We start from the raw sequence: 19,567 nt of genomic DNA, 5'->3' as shown, positions 1-19,567 counted from the left end.
TCATAATTTTTTGAGGGTTCTATATCTTAAACTCTATCTGTCGATTAAAATGTAAAACCAAGTTTAAGACCTATACTTCTTGAGTTTGGAACACTGGCTTGCTCAAATCCTACACCTCTAGAATCGCTAGATACACCTCCGCCTTCCGGATCTAATCGCATCGTATTCGATTTATGCACCCAAAGCAACGCTAAATTGGTTCCTGTAACAGAGATATTAGCACGCTTAATCCCTTTTATTTTACTATACAAATGTTTGGGTAAATTATAAGAAATATAGGCCTCTCTTAATTTCAGAAAAGAACCATCAAAAACATACATTTCGGCAATGCCTCCATTTTCATACCAGTCTTGTGCTGAAGTCTCAATGGTATTTGCAACCCAGCCTCCTTTTCCGTCCGACATTGCAAACCGTTCGTTTTTCATCACGTCACGACCGGCAAGAATAGCACGTTCACGAATCCCGTCGGCAGCAGTAATTTCCGCTATACCCGTCGCATAACCATGGGACATTGTTTGTGACCAAATATCTCCCCCCTTACGGAAATCGAGCATAAAGCCGAATCTAAAATCTTTAAAGGTGAAGTCATTACGCATCGAAGCCAAGAAGTCCGGCACAGCATTACCAATCACTTGACCATCAAGTGGTGTAGAAACCAGACCGTTGGAACCCACTTTAATAGCACCTTTCATCGGTCCATCTGTTACACGATCATAACCTGGCCCAACCAAACTACCCCAAGGGTGCCCAACAGAAGCCATATTGGAAATACCCCAAGTCCAACCCTGCCTCAAATCATCCAAGTCTAATTCCGGGTAAAGTTCTATAATCTTATTTTTATCCTTTGAAAAGTTGACAGTCGTTGTCCAATTTAACCCATCTTCACGCTTCAGGATATCACCGCGTAATTGAACTTCAATCCCCTTGCTCCGAATTTCTCCCGCATTTAAGAAGATACTGCTGAATCCAACCACATTGGAGGTAGGTACAGAAAGTAATTGTTTTTTATTTACTTTTTGATAATAGGTAAGGTCCAAATGAAGACGGTCTTTGAATAAACCCAGCTCAGTACCAATTTCATAAGAAGTAATGGCTTCAGGTTCTAGGCCTTCAATCGCATAGACCATGCTTTTATACATTTGCGCCAGGTTATTATAAGCGTCTGTTTGTGCATAATAATAGTTTCCATTTTGATAAGGTTGTGTAGCGTTACCTACTTTCACCAGATTAAATCGCATTTTCCAAAAATTCAAATAATCACTTTTCAGACCTTCAAATGAAGCTGTTGGGATCCAGCTTAAACTTGCCGAAGGATAGAAAAAGGATTTCTTTAACGTTGAAGACCAATCATTCCGCGCTGTCAAATCTAAATACAATTGATCTTTCCAGCCCAAATTAGCCTGTCCATATACCGAATTGGAGCGGCCTTTTGAATGGTCCATAAAGGTGTAAGCATCACCAATTTTATTCGAAATGGTATAGACACCCAATACATTTAATCCTTTTGCACCTATTGTATTTGTTTCAAATTGATAATCCCGATAGTTGGCTCCCAAAATACCGGTTAAACTCAGATCGCCAAATTGTTTATTAAAATTTGCAATAAAATCTGCATTAAAATCAGAATTGCTATTTTTTATTTCATTGAACTTACCATCTTGGTTATCAAAGTTAAAATAGGTCGTTTCAAACATATGGGTATTATAGTAATCCAATCCTACACGCCCCTCGAATTTTAAAAAATCAAAAGGTTGATAATATAAGGAGGTCTTACCGAAAACACGATTCATCTTCATTGCATTGCGCGATTCATGCATCGTATAAAAAGGATTCATATGGTAAGCGGAATTCCAATTGTAATAGGTATAATTCCCTTGTGCATCTTTTTGATCCCAATTTTTTTTCAGGTCCTGCATATCCACCTGACGGCCAAACCAGATCAGGCCATTCATCGGATTGGCAGCATCATATCCCTGCGTGACCAAGTTGTTACTTTCTGTACGCGTAAAATTACTCATGATATCATAAGATACTTTATCACTGACCTTATATTCATTGTTCAGCTGCGCGGTATATTTTTTCTGATCTGTATTGGGAACCGTTCCCTTTTGATCCCTAAAGGAAATAGATGCGCGTGTAGACGATCGATCTGATTTGGAAAGTAATGAAACATTATGGTTTTGAGAAAAACCGGTTTGAAAGAACTCTCTAACATTGTTTTTATGTGAATTCCATGGGGTTGCCTGGCGTACACCATTCACAACCGGACTGTTAAACTGTGGTATCAACAAGCCAATGTCCATGCGAGGACCCCAAGATTCATCGATATTATCATTAACCCCAATGTTTCCTGTACCATCAACATAACTGAATGAATTCTGCGTTACATAATCCTGATAGGATAGATTTCCGCCAAATTTCTTAAAACTGTATTCATCCCCACGTGATCCCTGACCGTATAAATTTTGGTACTTCGGTAAATTGGCCGCCCTGTCGATGGAAAAATTTCCGTCGTACGAAATCTGCACTCCGTTTTCGGCGCGTTTTCCAGATTTTGTCGTAATCATAATAACGCCTGTACCAGCACGCATACCATATAATGCTGCAGCCCCACCTTTCAGTACGTTGATGCTTTCGATATCATCTGGATTAATGTCGTTTAAACCCGAACCGTAATCCACCCCAGTATACGTATTATCACCACTACGCTGAGAATTATTTGTAATAGGAATACCGTCCACTACAATAAGCGGCTGCTGATTTGCCTGCAACGATGTATTTCCACGAATTGAAATACGCGCTGAAGAACCTATCGCTCCACCAAATTGGTTCACCTGTACACCTGCAACTTTACCCGCCAATGCTCCTGTTAGGCTATGTTGCCCGGCATCTGTCAATTCTTTCGCTTTGACCTCCTGCGTGGCATAACCCAACGATTTTTTCTCTCTTGTGATACCTAATGCGGTAACCACGACTTCATCTAAATTCTCTGCTGAAGATTCTAATGTAACGTTTAAATTCGTTTGATTATTCAGTTGAAACTGCTTGGATTTGTAACCAACTGCAGTGACATTTAAAACTCCTCCACCTGTATATGTTAATGAAAATCCACCATCAATTCCTGTCTGCGTGCCGGCACCGCCTCGAATGGTTACCGATACTCCCGGTATTGGTTTGCCGTCCTGATCCAACACTTTGCCTTTAAGTGCTGTTTGGGCATAAAGCGCAGAACATACTAGTATATTGGATGCTAGTATTGCAATACTTCTTTTGTTCATAAGCTAGTCTCTGTTAGTTAGTTTAAAATGCTTTTATAAAATCTAATTTATGCAAATGTTAAAACAGAGCTCGCTATGATATTGACCAATATTACCCATATTTTAACCTCAAATGTTAAAATATTACAACCTCCGCACAATAAATCCATTTCATCCAGCTTGAACAAACAAACCGCAAGTAACTATTAAACAAGACAATACCACTAAAAAAAACAAACCCTTGCCAACATATTGGTAAGGGTTTTCGCTTGAGTAAAAACAATACAAATTACTTAATTTTCAATAAATTTCTGTCCAACAAAGACCCGTTTCGCCTGTCCCCGCGTCACCTCGATTTGGTTTTTCCATTTTTGTTCTTTGGCCGTTTTTAACTCAACACTTTCCAAATCCCGCAGACGTGCAGCCAAGCGCAGCATTGCGATCTCTTTATTCTGCAATTGCGATCTCGTATCCATCACCTGAACACTTATCCCTGTCGGAGCATGCGTCGCTCTAACGCCAGAACTTACTTTATTGACATGCTGTCCACCTGCACCGCTACTTCGCATCGTTTGGAAATATACATCCTTCACATCCAACACTTTTTCCTTTTCACCCGGATGATACGTTTTAACTTCGACAAACCAGTTCTTCCGTTTGTGTAAAGGACGAAAAGGGCTTTTACACACCCAACAGATTGTACCAATCCAATGATCAATCAATTGATCCATATCTTTTCCTCTCAATCTGACAATCAACGAACAGGGCAGTCCATCAACTTCTTCTGTTTCTATTTCCGTGACCTCAACTCCTACTCTACGACATTCAGAAGAGATTCTGTCGACTACCAACCTAACGGCCATATTACATTCCTTAGGACCTCGTCCCGAAGAAATTTGTAAATACCTTTCTTTCATAAACTTATTTGTCCATACGTACAATCTTCGGACTGAACGTTCCGAGAACAGTTACCAACTCTTGTTGTAATTGCATCACCCGATGAATATCTTTATACGCACGTGGTGATTCATCCAATGCGCCGCCAATCAATTCCACACCATGTGCTTCCAGATCTTTCAGCATAGCGCTTTTTGTCAAATTATTTTTGCAGGCAGATCTCGACATGACACGCCCAGCTCCATGGGATGCAGACTGTAAACTTAAGGGGTTTCCCGTTCCCTCCACAATGAACCCTGGCGCTGTCATCGAGCCGGGAATCACCCCTAGCACGCCCTTGCCTGCAGGTGTTGCTCCCTTCCGATGAACAATGCATTCCTCCCCATTCACGAATTCCTTCCATGCGAAATTATGATGATTTTCGATCGTTACCACGGGATTACCGCCAAGTGCTTTCGCCAAACGTCGGTGGATGTCTGCATGACAGGCCTGGGCATACTCTCCAGCCAAATTCATTGCCATCCAGTATTCTTGTCCTTCTTGGCTTGCTAAATCCAACCAGGCCAAATGTTGGACATGACGCGGTAATGGACATTGTTGCGCCGCAAGGCTTGTGTAATGCTTAGCGATATTCGCCCCCAAGCCTCGAGAGCCACTATGGGATAAAATCCCCAGATACTGTCCTGGATTTATCCCCCATTCCTCCCGCACGGTTTGAAGCTCAACAATGCCCAATTCGACAAAGTGATTTCCACTACCGGAAGTCCCAAATTGTCTGTAAGCTTTACCCAACAGGGATTTTAATAGTGGGATTTCCTGAAATTCAGTTCTACTGAAAACAACATGGTCATGCTTATCACGATGTGTGTCATTTAAACCAAATTTGGTATTTTCCTTCAATATATTTTTCAGTTGGAATTCCCTTCCTTTGAAATAACTACCCGGTAAATCGAATATCGACAGGCTCATCCGACAACCAATATCTACTCCTACACCATAGGGTATAACGGCATTTTCTGTGGCCAGTACTCCGCCGATGGGAAGTCCGTACCCTGTATGTGCATCCGGCATCAGTGCACCTTGCCTTGAAATAGGCAATCTCAGTGCATCATACAACTGTCTTTTTGCCTGCTCATCAATTTCATTTTCACCAAATATGCTAAATGGAGCACAATGTGAATGAAGCTGCTGCATGCGTACTTCAACAGGTTTAACAAGTCCTTCAGAGACCTTTCCCCATATTTTATGCCCCATAAATCGCTCCGGAGCTTCTATCAACTCAGTAAGTTCAAGAAGAATGGTTTCTTTATTTTCCTTCTTTCGATACCTTGTGATCAGCCCTAAAGCTGTATTAACTATATTATTTTGTGGGAAACCTATTTTTACTAGATCTTTTCCCGCTAATTTACTTCCCATTTTTATAAAAAATATAAATAATTAGCCATCAATTTCCTCTTGGAAATCGGCAGCATTGTTGAAAAAATTTCGGGAATATTCTTTTGGGGATTACGATTCTATTAAGCATTTTTTCTTAATGCACAGTCAATTACTCCTATAGAGTCGAACGCACCTGTTTTTCAAAAACGCTGCAGCCCTGAAGAGCTTTGACTATCTAAATAGAAACGAAAATCCGGAAAATTAAAAAGCCCGAATGAACTTCGGCTTTTTCATCTGTATAAATTGGTTTTTCAAAAGAAGTAAAGCGACCTGTTATTCACTCCAGCGGATTGAACAGACACGATGCACTCCTATTTCGAAGAATATCTTAAATAAAACGAAAAGCACGAAGATTGCTTTCGACAAATCCATTTGCCTTAAAAGCTTGCTGTGTTATTATTCTAGCGACCAACATATCTTTTCGTGTTTAAATTATTAAAATATTATTATCAAGTGCAAATATAAGTAAGTTCAGTTTAAAATAGCAAAATTAGCAAAAATTTAATCCGAGTTAAATGGAAGCGGATCCTTTAACACAAATTTAAAGTCGAGTGTCTTCTCGCCTCTGGTCACTCGAAAATGCATTTCCTTTCCCTCTTCTGATTTAAAAAGATTGTGAATTGACTCCAGGGAAAATGACGATGCAGCTCTACCATTGATCCGTACAACCTTATCTCCGGGTATTAGTCCTGCGATTGCCGCAGGCGAACCATCACGAACAGTCGCAATTTTGTACATATTTCGAAGTACAAAGCGATACTGTACGCTGTTACCCATTCTTACCTCTGTACCGCCATCTTTTTGCAGAACAACAGGTATTTCTTCTTTTTCGTATTTAATACCATCATGTATAATCTCCAAACCACTCATATTCAGATAATAAAAGCGATCAAAATCTTTATTCTTATGAAGATATATCGACTTGTTGGGATAATCGAATACGACCTTGAATCGGCGTAACAACTCGTTTCCAATGGAACCTATTCTTTCGCTCACAAATGTTGCATGCTGTAACGAACTCAATTCAGGATAGGCTACCAAGGGGTAATTCATTGTAAACGGCCCAAGTTCGAGCGATCGGATTCGATTTCTTTTTCCATAAATCTCACCGTTAAATCCCTGCCCTATGTAGTCATCAATAAACGGAGGCTTAATATCAAAATTGTTTAGCTTTGAAGGAATAAGCATTAAGGCATCGCTATTTCCCATATCGATCAATACACGACCATCAATAGAAACATCCCCCTGTTTAAAAGCAACCGAAGTATAGGGACGACTATTTAAAATATCCAGCGGCAAACGCTGCATCTTGTCAAGTCCCTTGGGTCGGTTCGCCTTGGCATATAAGGTAATACGATGTTTTTGAAAATCCATTTCCATCATTTGGTTTTCAAAAAAGCGACTTCCCATAATTCCATTAACTTCCACTCCTATCCGGGTAGAGATATCAATATGCGCATTTTGAAGAATATAGATCGGTTGATCTAAATCTTCATATACCCCAGCAATATTCACCTGATTATGTATGGATAAATAGCCATCCAACCCCTCTTCCCTGCCCAATCCCTGAAATTTATTAACAAAAACAGCGCTATCAATTGACTTTAATGTTTCGCCAAATATCATGGTTTCTTTAACCCCCGTATCCAACAGGAAGTTCATCATATATCCATTCACCTGTACAGGTATAATCACCAGGTTATGTACGAAAAGAAAAGGAATTTTAACATTCTTTTTTCCGTTTAAGACAAACCCCACTTGCCCATGAGTAATGAAAAAACACAGCAGTGCCAGCGATAAAAAAACTGTTTTCATCCAAGTTTATATTTGGTATTTCCAATTTAAACAAGAATATTCAGATTAAAGAACGTTTATAAAAAAAAGCCCATCTTATTACCAATTCTACGGTAGTCAATTTATCTTTCTTATCTACAAGTCTGGTTCAAGATTACACCTACTTTACCGTTTCTGTGCTATTTCTTTGCTGTTTTATTGCTGTTTTATCGTTAAAATACCAAAGAATAAACAAAGAAATACCAAAGAAACGGCAAACGAATACCGAGGAAGGTCTAATGAAAGTAGCTACAATAAGCGAAGAAACACCAAAGAACAAGCAATAGCTGCAGCACCTTAGAATCAAATAGTGACCAAATTAGATTTTTAGACAGTGCTTATTCAGTGCTTGCTCAGTGCTCGTTCAGTGATTGTTCAGTGATCATTCAGTACAAATTGAATAAGCACTGACTGATCACTGTCTAAAGAATGATTGAAAATTGTTATTAGATATAAGTTGATATTAGGATCTATCCGTTTTAGTATCTACCTTGATTAGCTATAATCCGGAACTTGAGGCGATCTTCAGGTCAGATGCAGCATAGACGCACAAAAAAAGCCTCTTTACAGTAAGTAAAGAGGCTTTTAGTACCCGGAGCCGGAGTCGAACCGGCACGGTTTCCCACTGGTGTTTGAGACCAGCGCGTCTACCAATTCCGCCATCCGGGCATATCCGTTTGGGATGATGCAAAAGTAGGTTTTTTATTGAAAAGGAGAAAACTTTTTGAACAAATTTTCAATGAAAACCAATATAGAACTGAAATTCAGTCGAATAATTTTTCATTAGTTACTCAAAAAACTTGCTTTAACCGTGATATTAGCTGTTTTTTTTCTTGAGGTTGTATTAAATGCACCGCCAGAAGAGTACTCTTCGTTGTCGTTTTGTCCTGTTATCTGAAAAATTCCGAGATCGGCCTTTACCAGATTACCTAATCCGGCATTCGATTCCTTTGCAATATTTTCTGCACGTTGATGTGCATTTTTTGAAGCCTGTGAAATAAGTTCTAATTTCAGATCCTCTAGCTTGGAGTAATAATAATTGGGGGTGCTGGAGCTAAGTTCTATCCCTTTGGAAATTAATGTCGATATTTCTCGTGACGCATTGTCCACTTTATTTAAGTCTTTGGATTCGACACTTACGGCCTGCGATAATGTATAACCGGAAAAAGTATTATAACCATTCCCCTTTCCATCTGTATGATATTCGAAATCTTTGGCAATATTAACGGCCTCGAAACGGATTTCGTCGGCTTTAACCCCTTGTTGCACTAAAAAATCCCGCACCAAATCACGATCTGTGGCCAGTTGTGCTGAAGCAGCACTCAATTCATAATTCTTTCGGCTAAAAGTAGCACTCCATTTGACTAGATCAGATTCGAAATCTTTTTTGGCATTACCATTAACAGTGATTGTCTGCGTCGATTTAAACTTATAACGATAAGCTGTACCCAATATCCAGGTGCCAAGCAAGAGCACAGCGCCCATTATAATCGAAATAATAACAGCGGATGATGATTTCATAACCAGTTTTTTATGTTTACGTAACAATGAATATACCAAAAAATCGATGTTTATTTATTTTTTATGAATAAATTGCGACAAAAAGGTTTAAAATATGAATAAGAAAAGTATCTGTATTCCATTTTGTTTTCTGGCAGCATTCGCTGCCCATGCACAAAAGAAACCATTGGATCATACGGTATATGATAGTTGGCAAAGCGTATCATCGCCCTATATCAGTAAATCGGGAAAATTTGTCCTGTTCCAGGTCGTTCCACAAGAAGGCGATAATAAGCTTTTTCTAAAAACCAAAGAAAACAAAGAACTCATTCAAATTCCCCGTGGATATAATGGAAAACTGACAGATACCGAAAACCATCTGCTAAGTTTGGTCAAAGCGCCATTCGCCGTAACCCGAGAAGCCAAAATCAAAAAGAAGAAAGCCGAAGAACTCCCAAAAGATTCATTGGCGATCTACAATTTAACAACTTCATCCCTTGTCAAATTTGCGCAGGTAAAATCCTACAAAATTGCCGATCAAAACAACAATTTCGTCTCTTTTCTTTTCGACAAGGAAATAAATGAGAAATCTGAAACAAAAGCGGTTAATGATGCCACATCAGCAAAGAAAAGCAGCGATAAAAAGAAAAAAACGGTTGCAACGCTTGCTTTATATGATTTAAATTCCGGTGATTCGGTACAATTTTCATCCGTAGATCAATACGAATGGAATAAAAACGGATCAAAAATTGTTTTTTCAAAAAAAACGGATTCGAAAGATAGCCTGTCAAAAGAATCTGGAGTCTACCTCTACGAAATAGCAACTAAAAAGCTTAAAAAAATATCAAATGGAAAAGGCAATTATAAAAATTTCAAATTTGATGAATCAGGCAATCAGCTCGCTTACCTAGGGGATCTCTCCAATGAAAAGGCATTGCTGAAAAATTATAATTTATATTACTATTCAAATGGTATAGATACAGCCCAATATCTTGCAACAAAAACCAGCAATGGTATACCTAAAAACTGGGCTGTTAGCGGGGATGGGGATATCCGTTTCAGCAAAAATGGAGAGAAGTTATTTTTCGGCATAGCACCAATACCGCGTGTTAAAGACACCACTTTGGTTGATTTTGAGCATGCTAAAGTAGACGTTTGGAACTGGCAAGACGATTATTTACAACCCATGCAGTTGGTAAATTTAAAGAAAGACCTTGCAAGAAACTTCTTAGCGGTCACTTACCCCAAATACAACCGTAACATTATCCCCCTGACGGATCAAACATTCAACTCCACCGCACTTACACCGGACGGAAATGAAGAGTATATCTTAGCGCGTACTGATTTTGGCAAGCGCATCGCAAGCCAATGGGAAGGTAGAACAAGAGATGACATCTATCTGGTTTCGACAAAAACAGGAAATAAAGAGTTAATCCTTTCAGACTTTTCGGGAAATGCAATCTTAAGTCCTGACGCAAAATACATCGTATATTTCGACCAAGATAAAGGAACCTGGAATTCCTATCAGGTTAGTTCAAAGAAAAAGACAGTTCTAAACGACGGTATACCTGCGTCCTTTGCGGACGAAGAAAATGATATGCCTACCTCAGCACAAGGATACGGCATGGCAGCATGGAGCCCAGACTTTAAAGGGATTTACGTCAATTCGAGATATGATATCTGGTATTTTAACTTGGACGGTTCCAGCAAATCCATCTTGACGAACGGCTATGGAGCTGCATCACAGACAACTTTCCGCTACTTGCCTTTAAAAAGAGAAGAGGATCGCGAACAAGCCACTACACTTGACTATAAAAAGGGTGGTTTTCTAACGTCTTTTGACAATAAAACCAAAGAGTCTGGTTTCTACCAGTTCAAGGGACAGCATAGCGATCCTAAAAGTCTTTTGGTAGAAGCAAAAACGTTCAAGAATATCAGCTCTTCGGCAGATCAACAAACGATCCTGTACAGTAAAGAGGATTATATGAATTCACCTAATATCTACACCAATACCATCAAGTTCAAAGACGAATTACAGCTATCCAATATTAACCCCCAACAGGCTAATTACAATTGGGGTACAGCAGAACTTGTTCATTGGACAACGCCTGAAGGAAATCAGGCGGAGGGAATTCTTTATAAACCAGAAAATTTTGATCCTGCAAAAAAATATCCCATTATAGCTTACTTCTATGAAAAGCTTTCCGATGGATTATATACATATCAACCTCCTGCCCCTACACCATCACGTTTGAACATCCCCTATTTTGTAAGTAACGAATACCTTGTATTTGCACCAAATATAAGCTACAAAACAGGTCACCCTGGTCAATCAGCGGAAGAATACATCAATTCGGGGATGAGATACCTCGCTCAGAATGCATGGGTTGATAGTACGAAAATGGGAATACAGGGTCAAAGTTGGGGCGGCTATCAAGTGGCTCACCTCATTACGCGGACCAACATGTATGCTGCAGCTTGGACTGGCGCTCCTGTTGTCAACATGACATCTGCCTATGGCGGAATACGCTGGCAGACCGGTATGTCGCGTCAATTCCAATACGAACATACACAAAGCCGCATCGGAAAAACCCTATGGGAAGCTCCGGAACTGTACATCGAAAATTCACCTTTATTCCATTTGGATAAAGTTAAAACTCCCGTTGTCATTATGGCCAATGACAATGATGGGGCCGTACCATGGTATCAAGGCATTGAAATGTTTACTGCATTGCGCCGATTAAACAAACCTGTATGGATGCTGAATTATAATGGTGACGAACATAACCTCATACTCCGACAAAACCGCAAGGATATACAAATTCGGGAACAGCAATTCTTCGATCATTTCCTAAAAGGTGCCCCCGCCCCTGCTTGGATGAAGAAAGGAGTACCTGCCACCGAAAAAGGAATAGACTGGGGATTCGAATTGTAATACAAAACAATAAAAAAGGTGTGATTTATACAAATCACACCTTTTTTATTAGCCAAAAACCATAATTTTTGAATTATTTCACAAAAAACATCAAAAAAAATTTCAGTTTTCAATAAAAACACAATATTTTTGAAAAACAAAATCAACAAAACTGTAATTTAACTACAAAATACAAATGTCGAACCTAAGATTCAAAGCAGTAGAAGCAGCAGGCTCACGCCAAATTGCTTCATTTGAAAAAGTTGAAACTAAAAAAGCAACTGACATCTACGGAAAGAATGTTTTTTCCGTAAACAAAATGAAAGACTACCTTCCTAAAAATTCATACAAGGAGTTAGTTGCATCCATTGAAGAGGGACAGATTATTTCAAGAGATTTGGCTGAACACATTTCACAGGCCATGAAAACTTGGGCACTTAACCACGGCGTTTCTCACTACACACACTGGTTTCAACCGCTGACAGGTTCGACTGCTGAAAAACATGATGCTTTTTTTGAGCCAGACGAAAACGGTGAAGCAATTGAAAAATTTACAGCTGACGCATTAGTTCAACAAGAACCCGATGCATCTTCTTTCCCAAATGGTGGTATCCGTAATACGTTCGAAGCTAGAGGTTATACAGCTTGGGATCCATCTTCTCCTGCCTTCATTTACGAAACAGGCGCTGGTAAAACATTATGTATTCCAACAGTTTTTGTTTCCTATACGGGTGAATCATTAGACTATAAAGCTCCTTTATTGAAAGCGATCAACGCAGTAGATAAAGCTGCAACAGATGTTGCTCAATATTTTGATAAATCGGTCACTAAAGTAAACGCTTCTCTTGGTATTGAACAAGAGTATTTCTTGGTTGACCTTTCCTTATATAATGCTCGTCCAGATCTTCAGTTAACTGGCCGTACGTTATTTGGCCATATGTCGGCAAAAGGCCAACAATTGGAAGACCACTATTTTGGTGCTATTCCAGAGCGCGTATTAGCTTACATGGTGGATTTGGAAAATGAGGCTTTAAAATTAGGTATTCCTTTAAAGACTCGTCACAACGAAGTTGCACCTTCTCAATTTGAATGTGCTCCAATGTACGAAGAAATCAACTTGGCTATCGATCACAACCAATTGTTGATGAATGTCATGGAACAAGTTGCTTTAAGACACAACTTCAAAGTATTGTTGCATGAAAAACCATACTCCGGTGTCAACGGATCTGGTAAACACAACAACTGGTCTTTAATCACAAATACCGGTGTAAATTTATTATCTCCTGGAAAAACGCCTAAAAACAATTTGATGTTCTTGACTTTCTTTGTCAACACCATTAAAGCTGTTTATGAATATGCTGATTTGATGCGCGCTTCTATCGCTAGTGCAAGCAACGATCACCGCCTAGGTGCAAATGAGGCTCCACCAGCAATTATTTCAATTTTCTTAGGTTCTCAATTGGATGAGCTTTTGGAAGAAGTTGAATCTGCTCGTGTTGCTAAAAAAGTAAAAGCAGAGGCAAACTTATGGCATGGTATCCCTAAAGTTCCTGAGTTAAAATTGGACAATACAGACCGGAACCGTACCTCACCATTTGCTTTTACTGGTAACAAGTTTGAATTCCGTGCTGTTGGTTCTTCTGCAAACTCTGCTTTACCGATGACCGTGTTGAATGCAATCGTTGCAGCACAATTGATCGAGTTCAAAACGGAAGTAGATAAACAAATCAAAAAAGGCATTAAAAAGGATCTTGCGATCTTAAATGTTGTCCGCAAATACATCAAAGATTCAAAAGCAATCCGTTTCGAAGGCAATGGATATAGCGAAGAGTGGGAAAAAGAAGCTGAGGCACGTGGTCTTTCTAACATCAAATCTACGCCTAAAGCATTAGATGTTTATGTAAAAGAAGAATCTTTAGCCCTGTTTGAATCACTAGGTATTTATACTAAACGTGAATCAGAAGCTCGCCACGAAATCTTGCTTGAAAACTTCTATAAAAAATTACAAATTGAGGCGCGTGTCATCGAAGAGATGGTTAACAACCAAATTGCTCCTGCATGTTTCATTTATCAAAACGAATTGATTGAAAATGTCAAAGGATTGAAAGACCTTGGTCTAGCGCAGGCGGCGTTCAGCTCTCAATTGAACTTTGTAGAACGTATTTCAACACACGTAAATACCATTCTGGAGCAAGCTGAAGCAATGCGTCAGGAACGTAAAAAAGCAAACCAAATTGATGACGTACGTGAAAGATCAATCGCTTACGATGAATCGGTTAAACCATATTTCGATGTGATCCGTTATCATGTCAACAAATTGGAGAAAATTGTTGATGACAAAAAATGGCCTCTTCCAAAATTGAGAGAGATCTTATTTTTAAGTTAAGATAACTTCCCTAAAACAAAAAGAGCCTGCGATATCGCAGGCTCTTTTTGTTTTAGGGAAACGTTCGCTATCTCTCGCTCCTTCTCTCCCCATACAACAGTAGCTCCTATTTTTTTAATCGATTATCTTCATCATTATTACCAGCCTTCTTATTGACTGACTTAATATTCATATTACCAAAACGATAAGAAACTGACAATCGGATAACCCGACTATCATATCCATTTCGTATACGATAGTATCCATTTTCCTGATAACTCGACAATCTGCGCTGACCTCTTGTATTCAACACATCATTTACAGCCAACTTCACATTCAATTTTTTGTCGAGAAATGTTTTTCCAGCCCCTAGATCGATACCATAGTAAGACTGAAAACTAAATACCCCATAAACTGCTGGCGAAAAATAATTGGCTGTCAGCTCCAGATTTGTTGTTTCCCCAATTCGAATATCATGATTGGAACTTACCTGGAAAGATAACTTTTCCAATTGGCGTTGCGCTCCGGAGTGCTCATCAAAACTAAACTTATTATAAAAAGCGCTGGCATTGTTAGAAATACTCCACCATTTAAAAAGCTTAACTGGTATATTGACATTCATGTTGTAATAATCAAAATAAGCCAGGTTTCGGTCTGTCTGTGCAATAGCTTTGGTCTCCGAATTGCTTTCTATGACCTGGGTGATGGCATCGTTGGTCCTCTTGTAGCCCAAACTCAATAAATAGCGATCTTTAAAAGTATAATTTACTTCATACGAATTAGTATATTGTGGATTTAAATAAGGGTTGCCATACTGATACGTGTATTGATCCAAATAATACACAAAGGGATTCAATGACCCATAATCAGGGCGGTCAATACGCCTGCTATAACTCGCACCAAGCTTGTGATTATCATTAATCTGTTGCTGTACAAATATTGATGGGAAAAAATCGGTATAGGTCCGTTTTGTTTGTTGCCCTAGCGTAACTGAATTTCCCAGGGAGCTCGTATTTTCAACACGTAGTCCAGTTTGTACCGAAAACTTTCCGAACGATTTATTTAGGCTGAAATAAGCTGCAGCTATATTTTCATTATACAAAAACTGATTACTTTGACCATTATTTTGCACAAACTCGCCTTGCTGATCCTGATCTTCATACAACAAATTATTATCTGTTTTTACGCGGCTATATTTTAGGCCCGCCTCAAGTTTCGTCGTTTTATTAAAAGGATGCGCAAAATCGGTTTTAAAAACTAATATTTTTGTCTTAGAAAGCATATCATTCCGGAAAATATTCGGTGATTTAAATTCCGCCCAATTTGCGTCAAAAAAACGGTTTCCAACAGTGCTATTGTCATTATTTTTCGAATATGAATAATCCCCATTAGCGGTCAATTCAGTCCCTAAGGTATCAAATGTCTTTTTATAGTTAAGATTATAAGTGAGGTAATGGTATTTAAAATCTGACAAATTGCTTCCTAATACAATCGAATCAAGCTTTCCTTTTTGAGAGGCGATCAGATTGCTTCCCTCGCGTGTTGAATGGCCATTACTTACGTTACCGTTAACCACAAATCCAATGACCTCCTCTTTCCCCAGGTTAAAATCTGCCGCAAATTTGAAATTATGGCCTCGATAACGGAATTTCGAATAAGAATCCGAATTAAAAAAAGTCGTCCCGGTTTTGGTATCTACAGCCCTATCGATATCTAAATCATTAAATCCTAAGGCATTTGCGTAGTTATAGGAAGAAAATAAGTTCACCCAATTGTTACGATGGTTTATTAAAAAGCCACCATCCGCCTTTGTATATTTACCCTGCCCTAAATTGAGGTTTAAACTAACATTACTTCCAAATTGCGTATTCTTCTTTGTCTTAATATTAATAATTCCTGCATTCCCTGCGGCATCGTATTTTGCGGGTGGATTGGTCAGTACTTCGATCGACGCTATTGCATTGGAAGCCGTATTTTCCAATAATCGCGATACTTCATCAGCAGAAAGATAAGTAGGCTTACCATCAATCATGATAATCACATTACTTTTTCCACGTAGATTGATCTTTTTGTTGTCTAAAGTTACTCCTGGAACCTTCTGCAGGAGCTCCAATGCATTATTCCCTGTTGCCAAAATACTGTTTTCGACATTGAGGACAACTTTATCGAGATGACTTTCAATCAATGGCTTCTTACCGATCACCTGCGCCTCACTCAACACTTTACTTTCCACTTGTAAACGAATCGTATCCAGCACCTTGAGATCTCCCGTACTTACGACCATTTCAGCAGAACGATAAACAGCATACCCTACCGTGGACACCTGTAGGCTATACTTGCCCTCGGGAATCGCAGATAACACAATTTCTCCATTTTCGTTGGATAAAGTTCCTTTTAACAAGATATCATTGGGCTTCCGAAATAGTGAAATATTTGCAGCCACAATAGGCTGGTTGTCTTGTCCAACAACGACTGTACGTAATCTTCCGCCGTCAGACTGTGCTGAAACGGGTCCGGCAATAGAAAACAGGAATAAAATAAGAGAAAATAAGAGCAATTTAATTTTTTGTGGTTTCATAATGTAATTTCTTTAGGCTATCGATTAGATAGTCAACTTCATAATAATGACAACAAACCTCGTGTATTCATTACACGTTGACTAGTAGAAATAGATAGATCGTCCGATTCACTCGGTAGACAACCAAATAACATCGGTAAACCATATCCCTCACTGATCGATGCTAAAGCCGATACAATCATCCCAGCTAATCTTGAATCTCCAAAAAGCACAGCGCAAGAAAAGCACATCGAATCAAAATAAAAATTCAAAAAATAAACAAAAATCAAAACAAATAAATTGTATACAAAAAATATTAAGCATAATATTTGTATTTTTACACAGAAAATTAGTAAACTGATTAATGAGCACTGTATCATTGAAGAAAAGATTCTACCGTATTTATATCCTTATGATACGATTTATGCATGGCGAGCATTCTGGAGACGCATTACGTAATGTTTCCATCAGCATCTTGCCAAGTTTAGCGATCTACTTATTGGGAGCGCAAGCGAGCACGGCAATTGGAATCGGTGTCGGATCGTTATTAACAACACTCACAGATCCTCCTGGAAACAGAAAGGATAAACTTTCTTCTGCTCTCGTATGTATTCCCACCTTTTTCGTTGCATCATTGTTTACAGCGATTGTATTTCCGTATCATTGGCCCTTGGTTATATTGCTAGCGGCGGCCGGTTTTATATGTACGTTATACGGTATTTTTGGAGCTCGTTATGCTGCAATTGGAAACATGACATTGATTCTCATGAGTTTTGTGATCGGAATGGCCCCGCAACACCCCCTTGCAGTTAGTTTACAGATTACAACAGGATCCATTATATATTACTTTTTTAGCCTTTTACAGGCCTATATACAACCTTATCGCTCGCTAAAACATGCGATGGCCAATGGTTTTCATGGATTATCCCAATTTCTATTGATACGATCCCAGTCTTACGATCCCGATATTCCTTTGAATATAACGTACAGTCGCGTAGGCAAAATTCATGGCCAGATCAGCGAACAGCAGGAAAAAATCAGGTCGCTTCTTTTTCGAGAAAAAAAAATCATAAGCCAACAGTGGCATAAAAGCAATTATTGGCTCAGTCAAGTTTATGGGTTAATTGACCTCCATGAGTTAATTATTGCACTTGATCACGATTATGATGCGATTCGCAAAAACCTTGCAGACACGGGCAGCCTCCCTTTAATCCGTCAAACAATCAAATTATTAGCTTTAGAAATTGATAGCTTTTCACAACCTAACAAGAGGTTTCGGTATGCACATCAATTATATCACAATAACTTTAAAATTAATGCCCTCTTACAGGATTTAAAAGAAATTCAAGAAGAGCAGGCCGGTCAAGCAAAAAGTATATTATGTTCGATCATAAGCAACATCGAAGCAATTATTGAAGTGCTCAACCGAATTCAGGTGGCTTTTTATCAAAATCAGGAAATCCAGGATAAGATTGACAGCAGTGAGTACCAACAATTTATCAATCGACCTTTGCGCAATCTTGCTGATCTAAAAAGTAAACTCCATCTGAATAACCCGCTTTTTCGATTTGCCGTTCGGATGGCTCTTCTTTTTGGAACAGGCGCATTGATCGGTATTTTATTTTTAGATTTTAAATATACCTATTGGATCTTACTGACGATCGCTATTGTTGCCAGACCAGCATTTTCAATGACAAAAAAGCGTAATATAGAGCGTATTGTAGGCACATTCTCGGGTATAATCGTTGGCATATTCTGCTTAATTGCTATTCATTTTCTCCCGGCTCTTCTTACCATAGCTGCATTAGGTCTTTTCGGATTCTTTTTATTCAATCGATCTAATTATATGGTCAGTGTCATCTTTATTACCTTGGGAATTGTAATTGCGCTCAATTTGTTTGAAGGCAATATCAATCTCATTTTAGGCAGCCGAATACTTTTCACACTCATTGGAGCATTCTTGGCTATAGCAGGTTATTTCTTGATCCCCGTACGCCAGAGCACAGGCATGGTTCAGCTGGCAAAAGAAGTATCCCTTTACAACGAACATTATTTCCAGATCATCAATAACCGTCTGTCGGACGAGAGACAAAGTTCGTTTGATATACGACTGGCTAGAAAAAAAGCGCAGACTGCCATGGCCCTGTTTTCAGACGCTATCAATCAAATGAAAAAAGAACCCGAACACAAATGGATGGATTGGTCACATATACACCATTTTCAGGCACTCTCTTATCAGGTCAACTCCCATTTGGTGGGTCTTTCGCTATCGTTAAACAAAAAGACGAATCACCACCTGACGTATGATATCCATAGTAGAATTGATGCACTTAAACCTCTTTTAACAGATTTAAATCAAATTGCAGAACGGATCAACTTAAAGAAATCGTAATACCCGATTGGCAGTTACTTATCAAGTTTCATCGGACAATATGCGATCCGATCGGTATGTTATTCAAAATTCCTTTAACTAAAAAACAGCTTTTCTTTTGCTTTAATAAAAAAAGAGTTTATATTTGTATCGTCTTCGAAAGAAGATTTCTAATCAACACCTCCCTTAATCAGTAGGTCTTGATTTATAAAGAAGTGGCGAGAGACTGGCTCAATGACCCACTGGCAACCTTCAATTTGTTTGAAAAGGTGCCAATTCCTGTCCAAAACAATATCGTTTTGGAGCATATAAATAACATAAGACAATGATTATTAAACTACTGAAGTCCATTAAAAATTCAGGTTCAACACAAGTGAGCCGCACGATAAGCGAAAGTGTAAGCCATCATACAACTGTATTGATGCGAATGCGTATG

General features: G+C 38.9%; 9 protein-coding genes, 1 tRNA gene and 1 riboswitch. Of the genes, 3 read left to right on the top strand and 7 right to left on the bottom strand.

All coding sequences use genetic code 11. The annotated features are described in order from the left end of the window. Positions 1-44: 44 nt before the first annotated feature. The 6 genes from B4N43_RS21980 to B4N43_RS21955 all read right to left on the bottom strand — a co-directional run bounded on the left by B4N43_RS21980 (position 45) and on the right by B4N43_RS21955 (position 8,945). Positions 45-3,278 carry a SusC/RagA family TonB-linked outer membrane protein gene (locus B4N43_RS21980; protein WP_286736208.1) on the bottom strand — a complete coding sequence of 1,078 codons (3,234 nt, stop codon included), beginning with the start codon at positions 3,276-3,278 and terminating at the stop codon, positions 45-47. Between the two features lie 272 nt (positions 3,279-3,550). After that, positions 3,551-4,174: a peptide chain release factor H gene (prfH, locus tag B4N43_RS21975; protein ID WP_286736207.1), complete on the bottom strand. Its 624-nt coding sequence runs from the start codon at positions 4,172-4,174 to the stop codon at positions 3,551-3,553. Between the two features lie 4 nt (positions 4,175-4,178). Next, on the bottom strand, positions 4,179-5,570 hold the full coding sequence (locus B4N43_RS21970; protein ID WP_286736206.1) for an RtcB family protein: 1,392 nt from the start codon (positions 5,568-5,570) through the stop codon (positions 4,179-4,181). Positions 5,571-6,092: 522 nt separating this feature from the next. Next, entirely contained in the window at positions 6,093-7,406 is a 1,314-nt protein-coding gene (locus B4N43_RS21965; protein WP_286736205.1) for a PDZ domain-containing protein, read from the bottom strand. Between the two features lie 607 nt (positions 7,407-8,013). Then, positions 8,014-8,093: transfer RNA gene (locus B4N43_RS21960), tRNA-Leu, on the bottom strand. A gap of 114 nt (positions 8,094-8,207) precedes the next feature. Then, a complete protein-coding gene (locus B4N43_RS21955; RefSeq protein ID WP_088162030.1) occupies positions 8,208-8,945 on the bottom strand; it encodes an SIMPL domain-containing protein in 738 nt (245 codons plus the stop codon). A 94-nt stretch (positions 8,946-9,039) separates the two neighbouring features. Between B4N43_RS21955 and B4N43_RS21950 the strand changes: the two genes are divergently transcribed. Both B4N43_RS21950 and B4N43_RS21945 read left to right on the top strand, forming a co-directional pair. Continuing rightward, positions 9,040-11,859 (top strand): S9 family peptidase, encoded by a 2,820-nt coding sequence (locus tag B4N43_RS21950; RefSeq protein WP_286736204.1) that lies wholly within the window; start codon positions 9,040-9,042, stop codon positions 11,857-11,859. 175 nt (positions 11,860-12,034) lie between these two features. After that, positions 12,035-14,224 carry a glutamine synthetase III gene (locus tag B4N43_RS21945; RefSeq protein ID WP_088162032.1) on the top strand — a complete coding sequence of 730 codons (2,190 nt, stop codon included), beginning with the start codon at positions 12,035-12,037 and terminating at the stop codon, positions 14,222-14,224. Between the two features lie 106 nt (positions 14,225-14,330). Here B4N43_RS21945 and B4N43_RS21940 read toward each other — a convergent pair whose 3' ends face one another. Continuing rightward, positions 14,331-16,781 (bottom strand): TonB-dependent receptor, encoded by a 2,451-nt coding sequence (locus B4N43_RS21940; protein ID WP_286736203.1) that lies wholly within the window; start codon positions 16,779-16,781, stop codon positions 14,331-14,333. A 343-nt stretch (positions 16,782-17,124) separates the two neighbouring features. Between B4N43_RS21940 and B4N43_RS21935 the strand changes: the two genes are divergently transcribed. After that, a complete protein-coding gene (locus B4N43_RS21935) occupies positions 17,125-19,152 on the top strand; it encodes an FUSC family protein (protein WP_286736202.1) in 2,028 nt (675 codons plus the stop codon). A gap of 181 nt (positions 19,153-19,333) precedes the next feature. Continuing rightward, positions 19,334-19,446, top strand: a riboswitch (SAM riboswitch). Positions 19,447-19,567 lie beyond the last annotated feature (121 nt).

The sequence above is a fragment of the Sphingobacterium sp. UBA1897 genome, from assembly GCF_002337775.1.
Taxonomy (GTDB): domain Bacteria; phylum Bacteroidota; class Bacteroidia; order Sphingobacteriales; family Sphingobacteriaceae; genus Sphingobacterium; species Sphingobacterium siyangense.
This window is presented reverse-complemented; position numbering and strand designations above follow the sequence as displayed.

Bases quoted from the DNA above. Each gene is read 5' to 3' on its own strand.
- B4N43_RS21980 (WP_286736208.1), bottom strand. From the start codon at position 3,278: ATGAACAAAAGAAGTATTGCAATACTAGCATCCAATATACTAGTATGT.
- prfH (WP_286736207.1), bottom strand. From the start codon at position 4,174: ATGAAAGAAAGGTATTTACAAATTTCTTCGGGACGAGGTCCTAAGGAA.
- B4N43_RS21970 (WP_286736206.1), bottom strand. From the start codon at position 5,570: ATGGGAAGTAAATTAGCGGGAAAAGATCTAGTAAAAATAGGTTTCCCA.
- B4N43_RS21965 (WP_286736205.1), bottom strand. From the start codon at position 7,406: ATGAAAACAGTTTTTTTATCGCTGGCACTGCTGTGTTTTTTCATTACT.
- B4N43_RS21955 (WP_088162030.1), bottom strand. From the start codon at position 8,945: ATGAAATCATCATCCGCTGTTATTATTTCGATTATAATGGGCGCTGTG.
- B4N43_RS21950 (WP_286736204.1), top strand. From the start codon at position 9,040: ATGAATAAGAAAAGTATCTGTATTCCATTTTGTTTTCTGGCAGCATTC.
- B4N43_RS21945 (WP_088162032.1), top strand. From the start codon at position 12,035: ATGTCGAACCTAAGATTCAAAGCAGTAGAAGCAGCAGGCTCACGCCAA.
- B4N43_RS21940 (WP_286736203.1), bottom strand. From the start codon at position 16,781: ATGAAACCACAAAAAATTAAATTGCTCTTATTTTCTCTTATTTTATTC.
- B4N43_RS21935 (WP_286736202.1), top strand. From the start codon at position 17,125: ATGAGCACTGTATCATTGAAGAAAAGATTCTACCGTATTTATATCCTT.